Genomic DNA, 21,808 nt, shown 5'->3' on the forward strand with positions numbered 1-21,808 from the left:
CCGATGCCAGCCCCGGCGGCACGGATTCTTTCGGCCAGATTACCTTGCGGGACCAGTTCCAGTTCCAGTTTTCCGGCGCGATATAAAGCATCGAAAACATACGAGTCGGCCTGACGCGGGAAAGAACAAATGATTTTGCGTACCTGCCCAGCCTTGAGCAGTGCTGCCAGGCCGGTATCGCCATTGCCGGCATTGTTGTTGACGATGACCAGGTTTTTTGCGCCTTGTGCAATCAGGCCGTCGATCAATTCGGCGGGCTGCCCAGCGCCGCCAAAGCCACCGATCATGACGGTCGCGCCATCGTGAATATTTGCCAGTGCTTCGTCTACAGTGGGGGTGATTTTATTTATCATATTTTCCATACGAACATTAATTTGAAAAAAATCCTAAGTTCTTATAACGAACAAATATACGTATTGAGAACTTGGTTCATCACAATTCCAGCATGAACTGTGCGACCACCTGGGCAAACGCTTGCGGCTGTTCGATTGCACTGAGATGCGAGGCGTCTTTCAGCACCACTAGGCGTGCCTGTGGAATCTTCTCGACCAGCGTTTGCGACATGGCCAACGGCGTACCCTGATCCAGTTCACCGGCGATCACCAGCGTCGGTATTCCAATCTGCGGCAGACGTGCGGTCGTGTCCACCGTGCCAACCGCATGGCAGCAGCCGATATACCCATCGGCGCCGGTGCTGGTCAGGCGCTGGCGGAAGCGTGCGACGGTGGCGCTGTGTTCAGCACGGAACTGGTCATGAAAATAACGTCCCATGACGGCATCGGCAATCGCCTCGATGCCTTGGGCGCGCACGGTGCCGATACGCTGTTGCCACACTTCACGCACGGCATCCGGGTAGGCGGAGGTGGTGTTGGCAATGATCAATGCTGATACCAATGACGGATGACGCAGGGTCAGCTCCTGTCCGACCATGCCGCCCATCGACAGACCGATCCACACGACTGGTCCAGAATCAAGTTCGCGCAATAAACGTGCCGCATCGTCGGCCAGGTCGGCAATCGTATATAAGTCCACTGGCGCATCGGAGCTGCCATGGCCACGATGGTCGTAGGTGATCACGCGGCAGTCGGCAGCGAGCAGGTTGGCCAGTGCATCCCACGTTGTCAGATCGCAACCCAGTGCATGGCTTAGCGCGACGGTATGACGCGGTGCCTTGCCGTTGCGGGGAGCGCGTACGCTATAGTGCAGCGCAGGTTTGCTGACCGTGGCACCTTCCTTGCCGATGCCGGGATGACAGGTATCTGTCGGTGCCGACGGCGTCAGTGTATAGCCGATCTGTTCGCCGATTTCGCGCAAAATCTGCTGCGCATGCGTGAAGCCGGTGTTAGCGGCAGGAACGCCGGCGTAGATCGCCGTCTGCATCAGCACTTCCTTCATTTCATCCGGCGTCAGCCGCGTGTCCGGATCGCCCAGCAGTGCGGCCCGCACATGCAATTCGAACTCTTCCCAGCGGGCGAGCGCCATGGTGATGGCAAGCACGATCACGCGGCGGGTTTTTTGTTCCAGTCCGGGGCGCCCCCAAATTTCATTCCACGCGAATCGCGTAATCAAATTCTGGAATTCGGCATTGAAGGTATTGCCATTGGCAAGCGAGCGGTTGACCCAGTCGTCACCGAGTATGTGGCGGCGGTTTTGCATGCCACGTTCGAAGTCATGGTCGATGGGATCGTAGTTCATGGTTTATTCACTCGTTTCATTGGTTGTAGTACGTAGTGCCGTCGGATCGGTGAAACCATCCTGTGCCATAAGCCACAGGAATGATCGGTTTCATCCATCCTACGTTGCTAGGTTAGGGCAGTCAGCGCCTGCAGCGCAGCCACTGTGGTCCGTAAAGTCTGTAATTGTTGGCGAGCTAGGGTTTCTGCCGGTCCGGTCGCGGCAACTGGATCAAACAGCGTTTGCAGGACAGAGAGGTCAATCTTGTCGCGCAACCGGGTATCCGTTTTGACTGCCGTCTTGACATGGTCAGTGATCACCGCGGCCAGGTCCTTGCCATTGGCCACCGCCAGTTGCGTCAGTTGTTCCATCAGGCCATGCGCCTGCGGCCGACCAATCGCGGCAGCGAGGTAGATCGACACAGCTTCTGCGAATACCAATCCTTGCAATGCGTCGATATTGCGGCGCATGCGTACGGTATCGACGTGCAGCCCGGCCATCGCTTCGGCCAGTGCGGTGAGTGCGCCGTGGGCACTGAGAAACATCCCGGGCCATTCCGCCAGTTCGGCTTGCCAGTTGCCCAGCCCACGCTCATGTTCCTGGCCCATGCCGGCCAGCAACGCGGCAGCCCGTTGCGGAGTACGTGCAGCCGCTGCCAGCGCGATCATTGATGACACCGGATTGCGTTTGTGCGGCATGGCTGACGAGCCTCCGCGGCCGTTGCCGGACGGCTCTGCCAGCTCGGCGATTTCGCCTTGCGCCAGCAGGCTAAGGTCAGTCGCGATCTTGCCAAGACTGCCAACCATCACTGCTACTTCCAGTCCAAGACGTACCCATTCATCGCGTTGGGTATGCCAGGCGGCATCGGCTTCGGCCAGACCCAGATCGTCGGCTACCCGGCGTGCGACAGCCGGGCCTTTTTTAGCCATCACTGCCAAGGTGCCGACCGCGCCCCCAAGTTGCAATTGCAGCGCGCGCTGCGCGGTCTCGCGCAATTGCACGCGGGCGCGTACCAGCGGGGCAGCCCAACCGACCAGTTTGAAGCCGAAGCTGGTGACTTGCGCCGGCTGCATTAGCGTGCGCGCCAATATCGGGGTTGCCAAATGCTGTTCGGCCAAATTCAGCAAGCTCTCAGTCAGCGTCTGCAAACCGTCATCGATCAGGCTCAACGCCTGACGGGTGACCAGTACCATGCCGGTGTCGATCACGTCCTGGCTGGTACTGCCCCAGTGCACATAGTTCGCGGACTCTTGATTAAACAGCGCGACGGTCTTGGTCAGCTCCTTGACCAACGGAATCGCCAGACTGCCGGCGCGGCGGCTGGCATGCACCATCGCCGGGATGTCATACAGCTGTGCATTGCAGACACTGGCGATGGCGCGTGCAGCCGCTTCCGGGATGATGCCTTCGGCCGCTTGGGCGCGTGCCAAGGCCGCCTCAAAACGAAACATCGCCTGCACAACGGACGCATCGTCGAACACGGCGATCATGTCCGGCGTGGTGAGAAAACTGTCAAAAATTGAAACGCTCACTGAGGCTCCGTTCGGGTAAGGACGACAATACCGGATGCGATCAAACGTAATCGAAAAATACGGTTTCCTTGTCGGTCTGCATCCAGATATCCCAATGATATTGCGCGTCCGCCTGTTTGCGCGCGATCAGCGTCTCGCGGCGATAATCTGGCACCTGCTTGAGGATCTCGGATTGCGGCAAACCGGTGTCATCTTCAAGAAAGACCGCGGTGAACTGATGCTTCACCAGGCCGCGTGCAAAGATCGTTGCATACAGCACCGGTTTGCCAGCGGTGGCAGGGGTTGGCAGCGATACTTCGATACGGAAGGCGCCGTCGTCGTCGGTAGGGATTCGGCGAAAGCCAGGTATTGCTTGCGCGAATTCGGCGGCGACTGCGTCCGGCAGCCAGGCTTCAATCCAGCCATCGCTAATCGGATTGCCATTGCCATCGCGGATCACGCCGCTGATGCTAATGGTTGGTGCGCTGCTAACCAGCGTGGCGCTGGCATTGACGCCCCAGCGCCACGCTTCGTGCGGAAAAGGACCGATGGTCTGTGTAGTGGTGATCTTGGAAGCCATGTTGTATTCCCTTTTAAATACCCATCGGTGTGGCATCACGGCCACGTAACACGATATCGAACTCGTAACCGAGCATTTTGTCATCGACCGTTTGTTCCAGGCTGAAGCGCGCGATCAACCGCTGACGTGCGGCGAGGTCCGAAATGCTTTGGAAAATCGGATCGTAGTCGAACAATGGATCGCTCGGAAAATACATTTGCGTCACCAGACGTTGCGCATAGACGTTGCCAAACAGCGAGAAGTGAATGTGCGCCGGGCGCCATGCCTTTTGGTGATTGCCCCACGGATAAGGGCCGGGCTTGATCGTGACAAAACGATAGCGGCCTTCGTCATCGGTCAGCATCTTGCCGAAGCCGAAAAAATTCGGATCGAGCGGTGCGTCGTGCTGATCTTTTTTGTGCCAGTAGCGGCCTGCAGAGTTGCATTGCCATACCTCCAGCAACGAGTTGCGCACCGGCTTCCCATCTTCATCGAGGACGCGGCCGGTGACGACGATCTTTTCGCCTAACGGTTCGCGCTCTCCATGTGCGGTAAGGTCGGTGTCGTGCGGCAGGATCAAGCCGCGCGAAGGCGTGATGTTGGTCTGGACCGGTGCGGCGGCGCGAATGCGCAGCGGTTCCTGGGTCGGACCGCGTTTGACGGTGGAGACGTAAGGTGGATATACGAGGGTTGGGTAGACCCCGGGTTCTATGGACTCGAATCGCACGTAAGTTCTCCTTTGGGTTGGGTCGCGTACAGCGTGGCGCCATCTGCGCAATTGGCGAGGAATGGCCATGGCTGAATGGATAGGTCAATTTGTGCGAATGCTGCGCAAATGATTGATATTCGCTACTGGTGAAAGGCATCATAGGCGATCAATAATTGGCCATCAAGGTCCCGGCATGCCGTAGCGGCCGATGATCGCCCGTATCGTGCGATAATCGCCCAAATGGAGGTTTTTATGGCGTTGAATTCCACATCTGAGACAGTTTCGGACAAGATACCCACCTCCTTGATTGAGGACGATGGGCCGCTGAAGCGTGATTTGATTGCCGGTTTGGGAAAAGGCTTGCAGGTGATTGAAGCTTTTGATCAGGAGCGGTCGCGGCTGACGATCAGCGAGGTCGCGCAACGCGCCGGCCTGACGCGCGCGGCTGCCAGACGTTACTTGATTACACTGACCCATCTGGGGTATGTCCGGCACGAGCAAAAGGTATTTTCGCTGACGCCCAAGGTGTTGCGCTTGGGGCAGTCGTATCTGCATTCAGCCCGCCTGCCGCGGATTGTTCAGCCATTGCTGTACCGTTTGGCCTACTCACTGGAAGAGGCCGCGTCGGTCGGCGTGCTGGACCACGATGAACTGATTTGCGTCGCTGCCGTCAGTGCCGGTCGCGTGGTGTCAGCGACGCTGCAGCCGGGCACGCGAGTGCCGGCGTTTTGGACGGCCAATGGTCGCGTGTTGCTGGCCAGCCTGCCGCAACAGCAGATCGAGGCGTTTCTAGCACGACTGCAGCTTGAGCCCATTACCGCGCACACCATCGTCAACAAAGAGCGCCTGTTGCTGGAAATCGCGCGTACTCGTGCACAAGGTTATTCGGTGGTCGATCAAGAGCTGGAACTGGGCCTGAGGACGATTGCCGTTCCACTCAAGAACTTTCGGGGAGAAACGGTCGCCGCGATGAACGTCAGCGTGCATGCGTCGCGCATGCCGGTCGAGGATATTGTCGAACGCTGCCTGCCTGCCCTGCTGAAAGTGCAGGTCGAGCTGGCTGCGCTGTTGTAATGGTAATGGCCGAAGTCGCATTTCTCATGGCATTCGCGCGATTGAACCAGCCGCAATCGTTGATAGTCTTCAATGGCGGATTGTGAGCCCTTGGCACCTGGGCTTTCGTGTGAGCTCATCTACACGGCAGTGACCACTGATCGTCACGAAAGAAGAGGAACCGTCTTTCGCTGAATTGCGCGCTTAATATACCTACCCAAATTCCGGCACAACTCAATTACTGCGACGGAACCGCCGGTACGCTATAGTCTGATACGCGCGCGCGTTTCGGCGCGTCAAATTTAAGGTTGTTGCAGTGCACAAGATATCTTGACAACGTGCATGCAATCCTTAAAATAGAGTTTATTGCAGCGCACAAGTTTTCAACTAACCGCCTCACCACAAGGAACAGCGCCATGACTTCCAAAAATGACCAGTTTTCCAATGCTGCCAAAGCGAATTTCGAATCCCAGCTCGCGGCAATGACCGAATTGACTAACAAGGCATTTGCAAGCGTTGCTCAACTCGTCGAGCTGAACGTCAGCGCAGCCAAGGCATCGCTGGAGCAATCGAGCGCCGCGGCGGCGCAGCTGTTGGCAGCCAAGGACCCGCAGGAATTTTTCGCGCTGACCTCCACGCAAAGTCAGCCTAATGCTGAAAACGTGCTGGCTTACACCCGCAATCTGGCCAGCATCGCCGCCGCCACGCGAGCCGAGTTCGCCAAGGCAGCTGAAGCGCAAATCGTCGAGGCTACCCGCAAGGTAACGGCGCTGGTGGATGAGGCTGCCAAGAATGCGCCCGCCGGTTCGGAAAACGCGATCGCCCTGCTGAAGTCGGCAATCAGCAATGCTAACGCCAGCTACGAGCAATTGACCAAGACCACCAAGCAAACGGCGGAAACAATCGAAGAGAACGTGAACAAGGCAGTAAGCCAGATGTCCCAGACCGCTGAAAAGGCGGCCGGCCGCGCCAAGAAATAAGCGGTTCGTACCGGCTATCGAACGGGCCGCTTGCGGCTCGTTTTTTTATGGAATCGCGATTTCCCATCGGTGACTCGATCATGCTTGGTACGCTACTGCTCGCCGCCGCACTCACCTGGCGTCTCTTCGGACGTAACGCCGCAACTGGGCGCTGGTGTTGGTACCGGCCACATATCCTTGCACCATCTCCTGACGCTTCTTCTAGTTCGTTTTCGGCGGTCTGCCGAGCATTTTTTCTTCCGCTAGGCGCCGGCCAAGCCGGCCTGGATGCGGTCCAAGAACGAGTCACGTTCCATTTCCGCGACCGCCGCCAATATTGCCCACGTCAACTTCGCGGCGGGCGAATCAAGGTGGAGGCTACCGAGCTGCAAAACAATGACTTCGACTTTCCGCTCGGCCAGACACTTGATGGTCGCCAACACCTCCTGGGCTCTTCCAGCATTTGGGGGGGAGATTTCTCCCCGCGTCTTCAATCACCTCATTGGGTTTCGCTTCCTACTCGCTTGAGAGCCTCATGTCAGCATCTGCTATCTCGTGCAATGTATTGCACAACCATTTGTGAGCGGCATTGGCAGAGTCACGCTCATGCCAAAGCATGTCTACCTGCACCGCAGGTAAGGAGAACGGCAATTTCTTCGAGACGAGGACATCGGCCATTCTGGTCGATGCGATCGAATGCCGCGGCATGATCGAGATCAGGTCGGATCCCTCTACAATCTGCCCGACGGTGAAGAACTGATTGACAGTGAGGACAATGCGGCGTTCCCGTCCCATGTTTGCAAGTACGTCATCGGCGGGCCCGTGCGCACGGCCGGAAAAGCTCACCAGCACATGGTCCGCATCACAATAGCTGTCCAGCGTTAGTTCAGCGTTTGCCAGCGGATGGTCTTTGCGCATCACGCAGACGTACTCGCCGATATACAGTCGACTATGGCGGATAGGTGATTCAGCGTCTTGTTCGGAATTCAGTTGTGCCACGACGCCGGGAAACGAGCCTATCGCGAGGTCGATGTCGCTGTGCAATAGCGCAGGACGGGGGTCACGGGTCATCAGCGGCAAGATCTGTATGCTCAGTTTCGGCGCGATCTGCTTCATCTGACGCACCAGCGACGGCATCATAAGCGCTGCAGTCGAGTCCGCCATCGACAGCCGAAAGGTCACCGGTGTTTCGGTTATATCGATTTGTTCTGGTGTGATTGCTGTTTCCAGCGTTGATAATGCAAGGCGCACGGCAGGTTGTAAATCTTCCGCCCGAGGCGTCGGCTTTACGCCATGTGGTACGCGAACAAACAGATCGTCATCCAGCGCGTAACGTAGGCGCTTGAGGGCATTGGATACCGCCGGCTGCGTCATGGCTAACCGATCCGCTGCTCGCGTCAAGTTTAGTTCGGTCATCACTGCGTCGAACACGCGCAGTAGATTCAAATCAAGATTCTGAAAGCTCATGGTGCTGCTCGCTTTCTGCGTTGAGACGCATTGGATGCAAAACGAAAGCTGCTGCCCAGCAACGCATCTTTAAAATGCGCTACGCCGTTACAGGTAATGTAGTCAATATACTGCGTTGCAGCATACGGCGCATCAGGTACGACGCTCGGAGTAATGAAGTCGTTCCCTCGTTGCGCAAGAAGCAGTCTATCGCTCTTACTCACACGAAAAAGTAGCTTGCAGAAGCGCTATTCGGTGAACCCATACCTGACATGGATAATCGAAATTGGCGCTGCTCGCCTGATAATATACACTGCAGTGCAGCATAAGAGTTTTGCCCAAAATATGTGACCACGCGCCAAGTCGCCCAGCCTTGGTGATGCCGGCCTCGAACACGTTGCTGGACGCCTGGTGTGGCGGCGCCCACGCAAATGGTGCGGGACACTAGGTGTGCATGAAGATGGGAGTGGCAGTCCATGAACTGGTTGGCGACTATCGGCTATGTGGCTTCTGTTTTGACCTTCATGACATTCTGTATGAAGGCAATACTGCCTTTGCGGTATATCGCTCTCTGCAGCAACGTGGCTTTCATCATTTACGGATATTTTTCCCATTTATACCCGGTACTCTTACTTCATCTATTTCTGCTGCCCCTGAACGGCGTTCGCATTTTGGAACTACGGAAGCTCATCGGGCAGGTCCGCCAAGCAGGGGAGGGAGATGTGTCCATTGAACATCTGCTGCCGTTCATGACGAGACGGCGCTTCCGTGCAGGCGATACCCTGTTCTGCAAGGGCGATCCGGCTCATGAGATTTACTACATCCTTAAAGGTATCGTTCGCGTCGACGGCGTTCAAAGGGATATCGGGCGAGGTCAGATTGCAGGAGTAATCGGTGTGTTTGCTCCTGAGAAGGAACGGCCATGGACGGCGGTATGTAAAACGGATGGGGAGCTGCTCACGGTATCCAACGAAAAAGTTATGCAGGCGTTTTACGAAAATCCGCGGTTTGGCATGTCTCTGGCGCGGCTCATTACAAAACGCGCCATCGCGGACATGTCCCAGCGGCATTGATGCATTTCTCACCGGCCCCCGCCAGCCATGCCACGGCTTTGCCGCTGCCGGCGGAACGACGAATTCTTGAAGAGGTATCCATGATGACAGGCAAAATGCTTGAGATGATTTACGGCGCGACGCGCCTGATAGTTACGACCGTCGTTGGCGCAAGCACGGCGCCCTTTCAGCGCATGTTCCGGACCATGGCGCCCATACGCTCTGTGCTTCGCAAAGTTAACCCAGCAGGCGCCAGGAAAAGCAGTGCGCAGTTTCTGGCCGGAACTTATACCAACGGCGTAGGTACGCTCGATTACAAATTGTTCATTCCTTCCGGCTATCGTGGCCGGCCACTCCCGCTGGTGGTGATGCTGCATGGCTGCAAACAGAATGCGGATGATTTTGCAATCGGCACCCGCATGAATGCCCTCGCCGAAGAACGGCAATGCCTGGTGGTTTACCCGACCCAAACGCAGCGCGCCAACGGCTTTCGGTGCTGGAACTGGTTCAAAGCAGTCGATCAGCAACGTGATCAGGGAGAACCCTCGATGATCGCCGGGATCACCCGCGACGTGATCCAGACTTTCAATGTCGACCGGCGCCGCGTCTATATCGCCGGCCTTTCGGCGGGTGGCGCGATGGCGGTCATCATGGGAACCACCTATCCCGAGTTGTACGCCGCCGTCGGCGTCCATTCCGGCCTGGCCTATGCCGGCGCCAACGACCTTTATTCGGCTATCGTCGCCATGCGCAGCGGCGCCCGATTCATTCTTCAACACAAAGATCATGACGCCGCGACCATCGCAAGTGCGCGCGTGATGTCAACCATCGTTTTTCATGGCGATATGGACACCACCGTGCATCCGGATAACGGCGACCTGGTGCTGGCGCAAAGCGCCTCCAATATGGTCGATGGCGCATTGTTGCAGGCGACCGATATCACCGTCGAGCAGGGCCAGGTACCGGATGGCCACGCCTATACCCGCACCATACACATGGACGCTTCCGGGCAGCCGGTCGCTGAACAATGGCTTGTGCATGGCGCCGGTCACGCCTGGTCGGGCGGCAGCGCCTGCGGCAGTTTCACCGATCCGAAAGGCCCGGACGCCACACGCGAAATGCTGCGTTTCTTGTTTACCCAATCGCAGGAAGCGTAGCAAACATTTGCTCTTTCCAAGCAAGATAAACGGCCACTATCTTTTACGATGCGGGTACGAACTAAGGATTGTGGGTTGGATGCCAGCCGCACCAGCAAAGCAGAACGGGGATAGTGTTGATTCACGCCCCCTTTTTTCTTGCGCGCGCTGACAGCACAAATAAACGCCATCTACAAATTATCCACGTTTGTTGTTCGTGCGTGGAACGCTTCTCCATCGAATCAATCGAAACAAGGCATGATGCCATTCCGACAATGCCGCATGCCCAGTGCATGCCAGCTTCGTTTTGATTTTTCCTAACATGTCTGTAATACCGGCTTGACGGGAGGCGAGCGTTATCTATGATGTATAGGCTTGATTCCGCGATTAAGTCAGCAGTCCTTCCGAGCAAGTACGACACTGAGAGGAGAGCCGGACCCAACGAATTTGTTGTGTGCAGCAGGCAACAATGAAATCCTCCAAGGCGCAAATAATGGTCTGCATTATTTGATTACCCAACTGAAAAAATTGGATGGAACATGCATGCGCTATTAGTCGACGATGACATGAATACATTGACCGGCCTCGCGGAATTGGTGGCCCGCGAAGGATTTACCACGGCAATTGCCTCCAGCCTCCAAATGGCGCGCGAACGGATGCTGGAACAACGTCCCGACGTTGTGCTGCTCGACTTGGTATTGCCGGATGGCGATGGTATGGAGCTATTTCGCGATGTTGGCGACAGTATCAATACCGAAGTGGTTCTGATTACTGGACATGCGAGTATTGAAACGTCGATCAAGGCTTTGCGCCTCGGCGCCGTCGACTATTTGATCAAACCAGTCAATGTTAATCGCCTCAAGTCAATTCTGGCGCGGGTTGCGCGGCCGACGGATCTCAAACGGGAGATTGGGTCATTACGTGGAGAATTGCGCAATCTCGGCCATTTTGGACGCTTGCTCGGCGCATCCGAAGCCATGCAAAAGGTGTATGTGCAGATCGAACGGGTGGCGCCGACCTCGGCTACCGTTTTTATTACTGGCGAAAGCGGCACAGGCAAGGAGCTGGTTGCACAAACCCTGCACGAACTGAGCCGGCGCCACAAACAACCATTTATCGCAGTTAATTGCGGCGCAATTTCTCCGCAATTGATTGAAAGCGAATTGTTCGGACACGAAAAGGGGAGCTTTACCGGCGCGCTTCGCGAACACAAAGGCTATTTCGAACGCGCCAGTGCCGGCACCCTGTTCCTCGATGAAGTCACGGAAATGCCGGCCGAACTTCAGGTCAAGTTATTGCGTGTTCTTGAGACCGGGACCTTTATGCGAGTCGGGTCGTCGCGGGAGATCGAGTCCGATGTGCGCGTGATTGCAGCGACCAATCGTAATCCCGAGCAAGCCGTGGCCGAGGGCAAATTGCGCGAAGACCTGCTATATCGACTGCAAGTTTTTCCGCTGAATTTGCCACCATTGCGTGCGCGCGGACAAGACATCGAGCTACTTGCCAATAAATATCTGCAAGAGCTGAATCAGGCGGAGCACACCAATAAGGCCTACACGCCGGATGCACTTGATCTCATGATGCATTATTACTGGCCGGGCAACGTCCGAGAACTAAAAAACGCAATACAACGCGCGTACATTCTCGCCGACGGTGTGATCGACAGTTCTTGTCTGCCCTTGCGTAAGGAAAAAGTAAAGCAAACAAGCGGAGCTTATTTACAGATCAAAGTAGGCAGCACGGTGGCCGAGGTAGAACGGTGTTTGATTCTTGCTACCATGGATCAGTGCCAGGGAACCAAGGAGAAAACTGCAGAAATTTTGGGGATTAGTTTAAAAACGCTATACAACCGTTTGCGTGAATATGAATCAAATCAGGATAACGCCAGTTCCGATGAATCTATGGAAGCTCGTTGATCGACTTTGAGGAAGTCGCATCGTGTTATTCCCGCGGTAATTCTTGCCGATAACGGTCAAGAAATGAACGCGATGAAATAATTAAGCGGCTACCGCGATCCTTGTATGGCTATTGGCATGGACGTTGCTGTGTGTATATATTGACCGAATCAATATGCCTGTCCGGTTAGCAGTTCGCGCTCATCAATCGAATCCGCAGCCACAACGTGAGCGCAAATGTTTTTCAGATTAATTGTCTGGTCCGCCCACAGTTCAGCCTCAGTTCACAATTCACAAAATTTAGAGCGGCGCTCCCTCTTTCCTTCGGCACAGCACATATCGAACACGAGACCGGCTCACGCGACACACACCAGGAAGGAGGAAAATTGGGCCGATGAAGGATGGATACCCGAGGCGAAGGAAGCTAAATAGCGGTTTCCCAGTTCGTTCATCGCCTTTTGCTATTCCTGGCTTGATGGCCGATGAGGTGAAAAAATGGGGTTCATGTCATTGATCAAAAACCGTGTTAGTACTGCTTATTTCATTGCCCCAGGACAGTTCACGCCACAGCAAGAACCGATACGCGAGGAATTGTTCAGTGCGGAGCGCATGGAGCAACTGGCATCGCATCTGGCTACCGAGCAGTCCCGCGTAGCCAAAACCCCCTCTGGTCCGAGTTTGACTACCCAAGCATATGAAAATCGTCGAATATTGCTTCAGTGCTATCAGACTATTTCGGAAAGCGCGCACACCCAGCTGGCCGCCACGCCGTCAGTGGACTGGTTGCTCGATAATTTCCACGTAGTAGAAGATCAATTAAGAGAGCTCGACGATAATCTGACCGTCCAAAGTAGTCGCGCATTGCCCAAGCTTATCGATGGCCCGTTCGCCGGCTACCCGCGCATCTACGCTGTGGTGAGAACGTTTATCGCGCATACGGACTGCCGGTTTGATCCGGCCCTGCTGACGCGCTTTCTGCAGGCATATCAGCGGATTGAAGTGCTGACGATCAAAGAGCTATGGGCCGTGCCGATGTGTTTGCGGTTTTTTATGCTCGACAATTTGCGACGTCTCAGTGTCCGTGTCATTGCCTTACAGGATGCGCGACAAAAAGCAGATGCATTCGCCGATGAATTGCTTGCGTACCGCAACCAGCCTCCTGACGTGGTGGACGCAGCATTTCGCAAGATGACGGTGCCGGATTTCTCGCCGGCGTTCGCCGTGCAATTGATTCATCGGTTGCGCTATCAGGACGTCTCGCTGCATCACCTCAACGACCTACTTCGCGAACAAAGCATGGATGGCGACGCCATTGTGCAGGCCGAACATGCGAGCCAGTCGGCCGATAATTTGTCGGTGCGCAATATCGTGGTCAGCATGAAGACCATGTCGGTATTCGATTGGCAGGGCTGGTTTGAAGGGGTTAGCCTGGTTGATGAATGCCTGAGGCGCAGCCCAGACTTTGGACTCATGGACTTTGCGACGCGTGATCGCTACCGCCATGCATTGGAAGAAATCGCTGACGGATCGAACCGCTCTGAGCTCGACATCGCGCGCAGAGTGATTGCCAAAACGTCGGCGACTAATAATTCCACCTTCGCAGCTACAGATCGGATGTCCGACGTAGGATATTTGTTGATCGCCGGGGGGCGCCGTGGATTTGAACAAGAAATAGGATTTCGTCCGTCACTTCGTCAGCACTTTATGCGGGTCTGTGTTAGCCATGCCAATGCCGCGTATTTTGGCGGCATGGCTCTGTTGACACTGCTGCTATTGGCGGTCCCTCTGGTTATCAGTGCCAGGGCAGGACTTGAATGGGGCCAGCTCATATTTCTGGCATTTCTCGGCGCCTTCCCCGCGTCTGATATGGCGGTTGGATTATTGAACAAATTCGTGAGCAAAATGTTCGGCCCGCGTTATTTGCCGCGACTTCAACTAGAAGATGGCGTTCCTGCGGGTATGCGCACTTTCGTCGTGGTACCCACACTCTTGACCAGCGAAGCGTCAGTCGCAGAGCAAATCGAACAGCTGGAGGCTAATTATCTGTCGAATACCAAGGGCGAGATTCATTTTGCTCTTCTGTCGGACTGGCTCGATGCAGATCATGAGGTCGAGGCAACGGACAGGCAATTGTTTGACCTCGCGCAAGCTGGTATCGCAGCCCTCAATACACGCTACGGTGCGCTACCAGGCGGAGAGCAACGCTTCTTCCTATTCCATCGGAAACGCCTTTGGAACGCACGTCAAAAAAAATGGATGGGCTGGGAGCGCAAGCGCGGCAAGCTGCATGAATTCAATCGATTATTGCGCGAGGCAAAAGATACTTCGTTCATTACGGCAGAACAGAATGCACCGAATTTGCCTCCCGACGTGCGTTACGTCATTACGCTAGATTGCGATACCAAGTTGCCAATCGGTGTGGTGTGTCGTCTGGTTGGCACGGCCGCGCATCCGCTGAATTGGCCTCGGCAGGATTCAGAAACGCAACGTGTAGTCGAAGGCTACGGCATCATTCAACCCCGCATCACGCCGACGTTACCGTTGGCTAGTGAGAGCTCGCTGTATCAAAGAATGTTTTCCGGACCAGGAGGAATCGATCCTTATGCCGGAGCCGTGTCCGATGTCTATCAAGATTTGTTCGGCGAGGGCAATTACACCGGGAAAGGCTTGTATGACGTGGACGCGTTTGAGGCCGCCTTGGCGGGGCGGGTCCCGGAAAACGCGATACTAAGTCACGACTTGTTCGAAGGTATATACGCGCGCTGCGGATTGATCAGCGACATAGAATTATTTGAGGATTTTCCGTCGCATTCCGAAGTGGCAGCGTCGCGAATTCATCGATGGACTCGGGGAGACTGGCAATTATTGCCGTGGATAATCGGGCCGAAAAGTCGATCGGTGCCGGCACTGGGCCGCGCAAAAATGGCCGACAATTTGCGACGCTCATTGTCCGCACCGGCCAGCCTGTTTCTCTTGCTGGGCAGTCTGACGATGTTGCATGCGTCCTATATGGTTTGGCTTGGATTCGTTTTGTTGTCTTTTGCTTTCCCGGTACTGCTGTCGATATACGATGCACTCCTACCCCGTCATCCTGGGATATCGAAACCCCATCATGTTCGGGTTCTCGCCACAGATATGATGCGCGCCGTGGGGCATGCCGCATTAGCGCTTACCCTGCTCGCACATCATGCGTGGCTGATGATAGACGCCATCGTACGGACCTTGTTTCGATTGTTCTTTAGCCACCGGCGCTTGCTCGAGTGGGTCACGGCTGCGCAAGTGCGCAACGCGGCCAATTTTTCATTCGGCAATTTTCTATGGCCATTGCGCGGCGCCACGTTTGTCGCCATCGGCTCCACTGCAATCATCCTGCTGTTCAATCCCGGCGCGATCCTCGCCGCCGCGCCATTCATAATTCTGTGGTGGGGCTCACCGATTTTTGCGCGGTTGATCAGCCTGCCGCCTCGTGAAGTCTCCAGCCAGCCTCTGCAACCACAGGAGATTAATCAACTACGCCTGCACGCGCGGCGGATCTGGCGCTTTTTCAGCACCTTTGTCGGCGAAGAGGACCATTGGCTACCGCCCGATAATTTTCAGGAAGATCCGCATCCGGTCGTGGCTCACCGCAGTTCGCCTACCAATTTCGGGCTTTACTTACTGTCCGTGATTGCCGCCAGGGACTTCGGCTGGATTGGAATCCTGGATATGGCAGACCGTCTCGAGTCGACGCTGAAGACCCTACATTCGCTGCCTCGCTATCGCGGGCATTTTTACAATTGGTACGACACTCGCGATCTGCGGCCCCTCGATCCGCAATATATTTCTTCTGTCGATAGCGGCAATCTGGCAGGGAATCTTCTCGCTCTGTCGCAGGGGTGTGAGGAACTTTCGCGGCGCGCCATTTTCAGTCCAATCGACCTGATCGGGGTCAGGGATTCGGTCATGCTGTTGAACAGGGCGCTCTCCGAGGGATACAGCGACCCTCGTACTACGACAGTAAGTATCGAACAGTTGCGTGAAATTATTAACGATGCGGATCTATTGCTGGAATTGAATGCGGCCAATGCCAAAGATTGGCGCGAGCTTGCACCCGAACTGAAATCGAAGGCAAATACCTTGATTGATGCAGTGCAAGCTCTCGTGCGGGAGAGCGATGACCCGGCAATCAGTGAAATTCAGGCATGGGCTAGTGCCGTCCATGCCGATATTCATAGTCACACGCGCGATTTGGAATTATTCCCGAGCTTAGATTTTTCCGGTAGCCATTCTGGAATTGACAGCGCGGAGTTGCAGCAGCTTTTGCAAAGTGAGCGTCAGGCGCGGTTGACGCTGAGCGACACCCCGCAATACTGCCGTGCCGTCATTGCGGCATTACAAGGCGAAAAAGCGTGGGCAAATGACGACAGCACGCATATCGACCGGACGGTATTGAATCTGCAACGTACGGCCGAGGCATCCGAACAACTGTTGACACGTTTGCGCGAGATACGGACTCAGGCACAACAATTGTTCAATGAAATGGATTTCAAATTCCTGTTTGATACGGGGTGCGGACTATTTTCAATCGGATACCGCGTGGCCGATGCCGCGCTCGACTCCAGTCATTATGATTTGCTCGCCTCGGAGGCTCGGCTGACCAGTTTCATTGCCGTGGCCAAAGGGGATGTTCCTGCCACACACTGGCTGCGGCTGGGGCGGCCCTTGATGGCTATCGATAAGGCCGCCGTATTGCTGTCATGGTCTGGATCGATGTTCGAATATTTGATGCCCTCGCTGGTCATGTATACGCCGCGTCACAGCCTATTGAATCAGACATGCCGACTGTCTATTGAGCGGCAAGTCGATTACGGCAGTAAGCGCGGTGTGCCGTGGGGTATTTCGGAGTCCGCATTCAATGTGCGCGATCGCGCTTATACCTATCAGTATCGGGCATTCGGCGTGCCGGGACTCGGGTTAAAGCGGGGCCTGGAGGACGATCTGGTTATCGCCCCCTATGCAACGGCGCTGGCGGCGATGTATGACAGCCGCGCAGCAATCCGCAACATGGACCGGCTGGAAGCGATCGGCGCGCGGGGACCCTACGGATTTTACGAGGCGGTGGATTTCACCAAAGTTCGCTTGCCGGAAAACGAGCAGGTCGCAATGGTTCGGGCCTACATGGCGCATCATCAGGCAATGTCACTGATCGCGGTGCTCAACGTGCTGCAAGACGGTATCATGCGTCACCGGTTTCATCGTGAACCGATTGTTAAAGCGGCAGACCTTCTGCTGCAGGAGCGCACGCCGCGTGAGGTACCAATTCGCGCCAAACGGATGGGGCTGGCGCGGGAGGTAATGGTCAGAGAACCTGTCGGATTTGCGTCGCGCCGTTTTCACTCCGCGCGTCTGCCGATTCCTTCCAGTCATTTGCTGTCCAACGGCCAATATGCGGTGATGGTCACGGCAGCCGGTTCAGGTTACAGCCAGTGGGGAGAACTGGCGGTGACGCGCTGGCGCGAAGACGCCACCTGCGACGACTGGGGAAGTTACCTGTTCATGCGCGATGTCATGACGGGAGAAGTATGGTCCGCGACTTACCAGCCGATCGGCGGGGAGCCTGCCAATTATCAGGCCGTGTTTTTTGAAGACAGGGCCAGAATCGAGCGTCGTGACGGTACATTGTCAACGGCGCTGGAGATTCTGGTATCACCGGAAGACAACGCCGAAATCCGCCATCTATCCATCACCAATTCCGGCTCGCGCGAGCGGGAAATAGAAATTACATCGTATGCCGAGGTGGTGCTGGCGCCGCCTGCAAGCGATATGGCACATCCCGCCTTCTCCAATCTGTTCGTGCAGACGGAGTATTTACCGGAAGCACGTGGTCTGCTGGCCTCGCGCAGACCGCGCAAGCCCGGCGAAAATCGGATATGGGCGGCGCACGTGATCGCGACCGACATTGTCGGCGCCATTGGATACGAAACTGACCGCATGCGTTTTCTGGGACGGGGACATACGGTGCGCGATCCCGTTGCCGTGATGGACGATCGTCCGTTGTCCAATACCGTTGGGCCGGTACTGGACCCGGTGTTCAGTTTGCGGACACGCCTGCGGGTGGCACCTGGCGCAACCGTGCATGCCACATTTTCGACTATCGTCGCAACGAGCCGCGAGGCAATTGTAAGCTTGGCGGATAAATATCACGATCCGGCGACATTCGAACGAATTTCGACCCTCGCGTGGACCCAAGCTCAAGTGCAATTGCACTATCTGGGTATCACGCCCGATGAGGCTCATTTATTCCAGTATCTCGCCAATCGAGTGCTGTTTGCCGATCCTTTGCGTTCGGCAGGTGACGCGATGAAGCGAAATCAGTTGAACGTCAGGGCACTGTGGCGACACGGGATATCGGGCGATCGGCCCATCGTGTTCTTCCGTATCGATGATCCGGAAGAACACGGCGTGTTTCTGCAGTTGCTTCGGGCGCATGAATATTGGCGCTTCAAACGTTTGGCCGTAGATCTTGTGGTGCTGAACGAAAAAAAGAGCTCCTATTCACAAAATCTTCAAGAATTTCTAGAGCATCTGGTACGCACCAGCAAAACTGCCGGCGATGGAACGGTGCAGGGCGCGGTCTTCATTTTAAGGTCGGATTTGTTATCCATCGAAGAAGTGGAGCAATTGCAATGCGCTGCCCGGGTAACCCTGTCTGGTAAGCAAGGTAGTCTCGCCGAGCAGGTGCTGCGGATGCGGCGCACTAAACCGATGCCGCATAGTCCAGCGCGTCCAGCAACCCGACGTATCGCGGCGGACGCCGGCGCAACTGCGAAATTGCCGCTGGAATTTTTTAATGGCTTGGGTGGATACGCCAAGGACGGGCGTGAATATATTACGGTACTGACGCACGGACAACGCACCCCGGCCCCTTGGCTTAACGTCATTTCCAATGGTGAATTTGGTTTCCAGGTTTCCGAATCGGGTTCTGGGTATACCTGGTCAGAAAACAGCCGAGAAAATCAACTAACCCCGTGGTCGAACGATCCAGTGAGCGATCCGGCCGGCGAGGCGTTCTTTTTGCGCGACGAACAATCGGGCGAGCTCTGGACGCCCACCGCGTTGCCGATACGTGTTGAATCGACGACCTATATTGCCTGCCACGGTCAGGGCTACACCAGATTCGAGAGTGCAACGCACGGGATCGCGACCGACTTGATTCAGTTCGTCAGCTGGCACGATCCTGTCAAATTATCGATATGCACCGTAGAAAATCGATCGTCGCAGGCGCGCGAGATTTCGCTCACCGCCTATCTGGAATGGGTGTTGGGTGCATCGAAAGCGACGAGCAGTGCCTATGTAGTAACTGAAATCGACGCAGGGACCGGGGCAATGCTGGCCCACAACGCATGGAATGCCGAATTTGGCGAACGCTATGCCTTTGCCGACCTATGCAGTCAGCAAACTGCCTGGAGCGCCGATCGAACCGAATTTCTGGGCCGTAATGGCGGCGTCGGTCAACCCGCGGGTTTAGCCCATGGCATGGTGCTGAGCAATCGTGTAGGAGCGGCGATGGATCCGTGTTGCGCGATGCAAACCACTTTCAAGTTGATGCCCAAGGAACGAAAGCAATTTACTTTTCTTCTCGGCCAGGCGGCAAACAAACAGGCATCGCTCGAATTGATAAAGCGCTATCGTGAACTGAATCCAATGAGTTTGTTGGACGAGGTAAGCCAGCAATGGGATGCGATTCTGGGAAAAATTCAGATTGAAACTCCCGAACGCGCGATGGACATCGTGCTCAATCGTTGGCTGCTCTACCAGTCGTTGACTTGCCGCATGTGGGCGCGCTCCGCGTTTTATCAGGCAGGCGGCGCATATGGTTTCCGCGATCAACTTCAGGACTGCATGGCGCTGGTTGTGACCAGACCCGATCTGGTGCGAGCCCATCTTTTGCGCGCAGCGGCCCGCCAATTTGTAGAAGGCGATGTTCAGCACTGGTGGCATCCGCCCACGGGGCGTGGGGTGCGTACGCATTGTTCGGATGACCGCCTCTGGCTGCCCTATGTGGTGGCACATTATATTTCGGTGACTGGAGATCACGCAGTGCTGTCAGAGATGGTCAGCTTTCTCGATGGCCCGATACTGGCGGAGGGACAAGAGGATTCTTATTTTGAGCCGAAGGACGCCGATTATCAGGGCACGTTGTATGAGCACTGCGCGCGGGCAATCGATTGCAGCCTCACAACCGGTGCACATGGTTTGCCGCTCATGGGAAATGGCGATTGGAACGACGGGATGAACCTGGTCGGACACGAAGGTCGCGGTGAGAGCGTCTGGCTTGGCTGGTTTCTGCACGCGGCCATAACGGAATTTGCTCCCTACTGCGCGCAATTTGATGATCAAGATCGCCGCACGCGGTGGTTGCGGCATGCGGAAGAGTTGCATCAGGCACTGGAGCGCAATGCTTGGGACGGCAGTTGGTATTTGCGCGCGTTTTTCGACGATGGCACACCTCTGGGAACCTCATCCGCCGCGGAATGCCGTATTGATTCTTTGGCGCAGAGCTGGAGTGCCATTACTGCGGTCGGCAATCCGGACAGGGCCCGTCGCGCCATGCAATCGGTTTACGAATACCTGGTCAGGACAGGCGACGATCTGATCTTATTGTTCACGCCGCCATTCGACAAGACGCCATTGGAGCCAGGGTATATCAAAGGATATCTGCCTGGTGTACGTGAGAACGGCGGTCAGTATACGCATGCGGCCATCTGGTGCGCGATAGCCTACTGCTCGCTCGGGGACGGCGATAAGGCGGGGGAGCTTTTCGATATACTCAATCCGGTAAATCATTCATGTACCCGCGCCGGCGCGCACGCCTACAAGGTGGAACCATATGTGATTGCGGCAGACATTTATGCGGAGTCGCCACATGTCCGCCGCGGGGGATGGACTTGGTATACCGGCGCTGCCGGATGGTTATACCGGGCTCAGACCGAGTGGCTCCTGGGGATCCGGATACAGGCCGGAAACCTAAAGATTGATCCATGTATTCCACGGCATTGGCGCAACTATAAGGTCAACTATCGACATGGTAGTGCGACTTATGAGATCCATGTCGCAAACCCGAACGGTGTAATGCGGGGAGTCGCGAGTCTGACACTGGACAGGCAGGTATTGCCGCAAGGCCAGTCCGCTATCACTCTTGTCGATGATGGAAAGCGACATCGAGTCGAAGTAGTACTCGGATAACGTCAGACCATGAATTTGCCCAGTGTCAGACGTGCCTCAATCGCAGATCGCAATTCACGATCCGGCAGCAATCTTCCTCCACCAGATATTTCCTTGCATATTGACGGCAATGGAAATGACGATCAGGCGTGTCGGGATGACCAAGTGTGGCATGCAAATTGCCTATAAACTGCACAAAAAGCAGGATTGTGACGCGACATGAGTTGCCGTACAGAAGACTTTAAGCGTTTCTTCCTTCGCTGACGTTCTTCGCGGGAAGAGAAGAAGTCTGCGAAGGCCAGATGCGAGAAGACGGAAGACAAGGCGGAGGCGGCTAAATAGGAATGCGATGCGTTGTCAGGTGACGCAAAAGACGGTCGCGTTACCAAAGGCCCAAGCCGACTATAGCCAATAACGGCTGGACGCCGTGCCATACCAACATCGCGTGGGTGTTCCATAGAGATTAATTTTTGAGCGTCGAGAGGTTCTGCGTGCCAACGGAAAATAAAGTGGGTGGTGGCGGAGCTGCATAAGGAGACCATGTGACATATTCAGCACATCACCCGGTACCGACACCCGACGAAGATGTACCGGTTGGCGATCCATCGAA

13 protein-coding genes are annotated in these 21,808 nt (G+C 55.6%); 6 read left to right on the forward strand and 7 right to left on the reverse strand.

The features are described from left to right. The 5 genes from ACFOFO_RS24155 to pcaH form a co-directional block, all read right to left on the reverse strand. On the reverse strand, positions 1–353 hold a 353-nt coding region (locus ACFOFO_RS24155), incomplete at its 3' end, for a 3-oxoacid CoA-transferase subunit A (RefSeq protein WP_390333219.1). 79 nt (positions 354–432) lie between these two features. Next, a complete protein-coding gene (pcaCD, locus tag ACFOFO_RS24160; RefSeq protein WP_390324232.1) occupies positions 433–1,695 on the reverse strand; it encodes a bifunctional 4-carboxymuconolactone decarboxylase/3-oxoadipate enol-lactonase PcaCD in 1,263 nt (420 codons plus the stop codon). A gap of 107 nt (positions 1,696–1,802) precedes the next feature. Continuing rightward, complete coding sequence (gene pcaB / locus ACFOFO_RS24165) at positions 1,803–3,206, reverse strand: 3-carboxy-cis,cis-muconate cycloisomerase (RefSeq protein ID WP_390333221.1); 1,404 nt, start codon at positions 3,204–3,206, stop codon at positions 1,803–1,805. 40 nt (positions 3,207–3,246) lie between these two features. Then, positions 3,247–3,765, reverse strand: a complete 519-nt coding sequence (locus ACFOFO_RS24170) for a peptidase associated/transthyretin-like domain-containing protein (RefSeq protein ID WP_390324234.1) — start codon at positions 3,763–3,765, stop codon at positions 3,247–3,249. 13 nt (positions 3,766–3,778) lie between these two features. Continuing rightward, positions 3,779–4,471, reverse strand: coding sequence for a protocatechuate 3,4-dioxygenase subunit beta (pcaH, locus tag ACFOFO_RS24175; protein ID WP_390324236.1), 693 nt, complete (start codon positions 4,469–4,471; stop codon positions 3,779–3,781). A gap of 234 nt (positions 4,472–4,705) precedes the next feature. Between pcaH and ACFOFO_RS24180 the strand changes: the two genes are divergently transcribed. Then, a complete protein-coding gene (locus ACFOFO_RS24180; protein WP_390333222.1) occupies positions 4,706–5,527 on the forward strand; it encodes an IclR family transcriptional regulator domain-containing protein in 822 nt (273 codons plus the stop codon). A 395-nt stretch (positions 5,528–5,922) separates the two neighbouring features. Next, positions 5,923–6,486 (forward strand): TIGR01841 family phasin, encoded by a 564-nt coding sequence (phaP, locus tag ACFOFO_RS24185; protein WP_390324239.1) that lies wholly within the window; start codon positions 5,923–5,925, stop codon positions 6,484–6,486. A gap of 242 nt (positions 6,487–6,728) precedes the next feature. On the opposite strand, the gene ACFOFO_RS24190 is transcribed toward phaP, so the two are convergent. Next, entirely contained in the window at positions 6,729–6,908 is a 180-nt protein-coding gene (locus ACFOFO_RS24190; RefSeq protein WP_390333225.1) for a recombinase family protein, read from the reverse strand. A gap of 73 nt (positions 6,909–6,981) precedes the next feature. After that, positions 6,982–7,932 carry a LysR family transcriptional regulator gene (locus tag ACFOFO_RS24195; RefSeq protein ID WP_390324242.1) on the reverse strand — a complete coding sequence of 317 codons (951 nt, stop codon included), beginning with the start codon at positions 7,930–7,932 and terminating at the stop codon, positions 6,982–6,984. A gap of 455 nt (positions 7,933–8,387) precedes the next feature. On the opposite strand from ACFOFO_RS24195, the gene ACFOFO_RS24200 reads away from it, so the two are divergent. The 4 genes from ACFOFO_RS24200 to ACFOFO_RS24215 all read left to right on the forward strand — a co-directional run bounded on the left by ACFOFO_RS24200 (position 8,388) and on the right by ACFOFO_RS24215 (position 21,219). Next, the gene (locus ACFOFO_RS24200) at positions 8,388–8,984 is read left to right on the forward strand and encodes a Crp/Fnr family transcriptional regulator (protein ID WP_390324244.1); all 597 of its coding nucleotides are present in this window, start codon (positions 8,388–8,390) and stop codon (positions 8,982–8,984) included. An 80-nt stretch (positions 8,985–9,064) separates the two neighbouring features. Beyond that, positions 9,065–10,120 (forward strand): extracellular catalytic domain type 1 short-chain-length polyhydroxyalkanoate depolymerase, encoded by a 1,056-nt coding sequence (locus tag ACFOFO_RS24205; protein ID WP_390333227.1) that lies wholly within the window; start codon positions 9,065–9,067, stop codon positions 10,118–10,120. A gap of 518 nt (positions 10,121–10,638) precedes the next feature. Further along, on the forward strand, positions 10,639–12,015 hold the full coding sequence (locus ACFOFO_RS24210; protein WP_390333230.1) for a sigma-54-dependent transcriptional regulator: 1,377 nt from the start codon (positions 10,639–10,641) through the stop codon (positions 12,013–12,015). Positions 12,016–12,498: 483 nt separating this feature from the next. Beyond that, positions 12,499–21,219, forward strand: a complete 8,721-nt coding sequence (locus ACFOFO_RS24215; protein WP_390333233.1) for a glycoside hydrolase family 94 protein — start codon at positions 12,499–12,501, stop codon at positions 21,217–21,219. Positions 21,220–21,808: the final 589 nt, after the last annotated feature.

Source organism: Pseudundibacterium arcticum, assembly GCF_042646465.1.
Taxonomy (GTDB): domain Bacteria; phylum Pseudomonadota; class Gammaproteobacteria; order Burkholderiales; family Burkholderiaceae_D; genus Undibacterium_A; species Undibacterium_A arcticum.

Coding starts and splice junctions, on each gene's coding strand:
- pcaCD (WP_390324232.1), bottom strand. CDS start 1,695: ATGAACTACGATCCCATCGACCATGACTTCGAACGTGGCATGCAAAAC.
- ACFOFO_RS24170 (WP_390324234.1), bottom strand. CDS start 3,765: ATGGCTTCCAAGATCACCACTACACAGACCATCGGTCCTTTTCCGCAC.
- ACFOFO_RS24180 (WP_390333222.1), top strand. CDS start 4,706: ATGGCGTTGAATTCCACATCTGAGACAGTTTCGGACAAGATACCCACC.
- phaP (WP_390324239.1), top strand. CDS start 5,923: ATGACTTCCAAAAATGACCAGTTTTCCAATGCTGCCAAAGCGAATTTC.
- ACFOFO_RS24195 (WP_390324242.1), bottom strand. CDS start 7,932: ATGAGCTTTCAGAATCTTGATTTGAATCTACTGCGCGTGTTCGACGCA.
- ACFOFO_RS24200 (WP_390324244.1), top strand. CDS start 8,388: ATGAACTGGTTGGCGACTATCGGCTATGTGGCTTCTGTTTTGACCTTC.
- ACFOFO_RS24205 (WP_390333227.1), top strand. CDS start 9,065: ATGATGACAGGCAAAATGCTTGAGATGATTTACGGCGCGACGCGCCTG.
- ACFOFO_RS24210 (WP_390333230.1), top strand. CDS start 10,639: ATGCATGCGCTATTAGTCGACGATGACATGAATACATTGACCGGCCTC.
- ACFOFO_RS24215 (WP_390333233.1), top strand. CDS start 12,499: ATGTCATTGATCAAAAACCGTGTTAGTACTGCTTATTTCATTGCCCCA.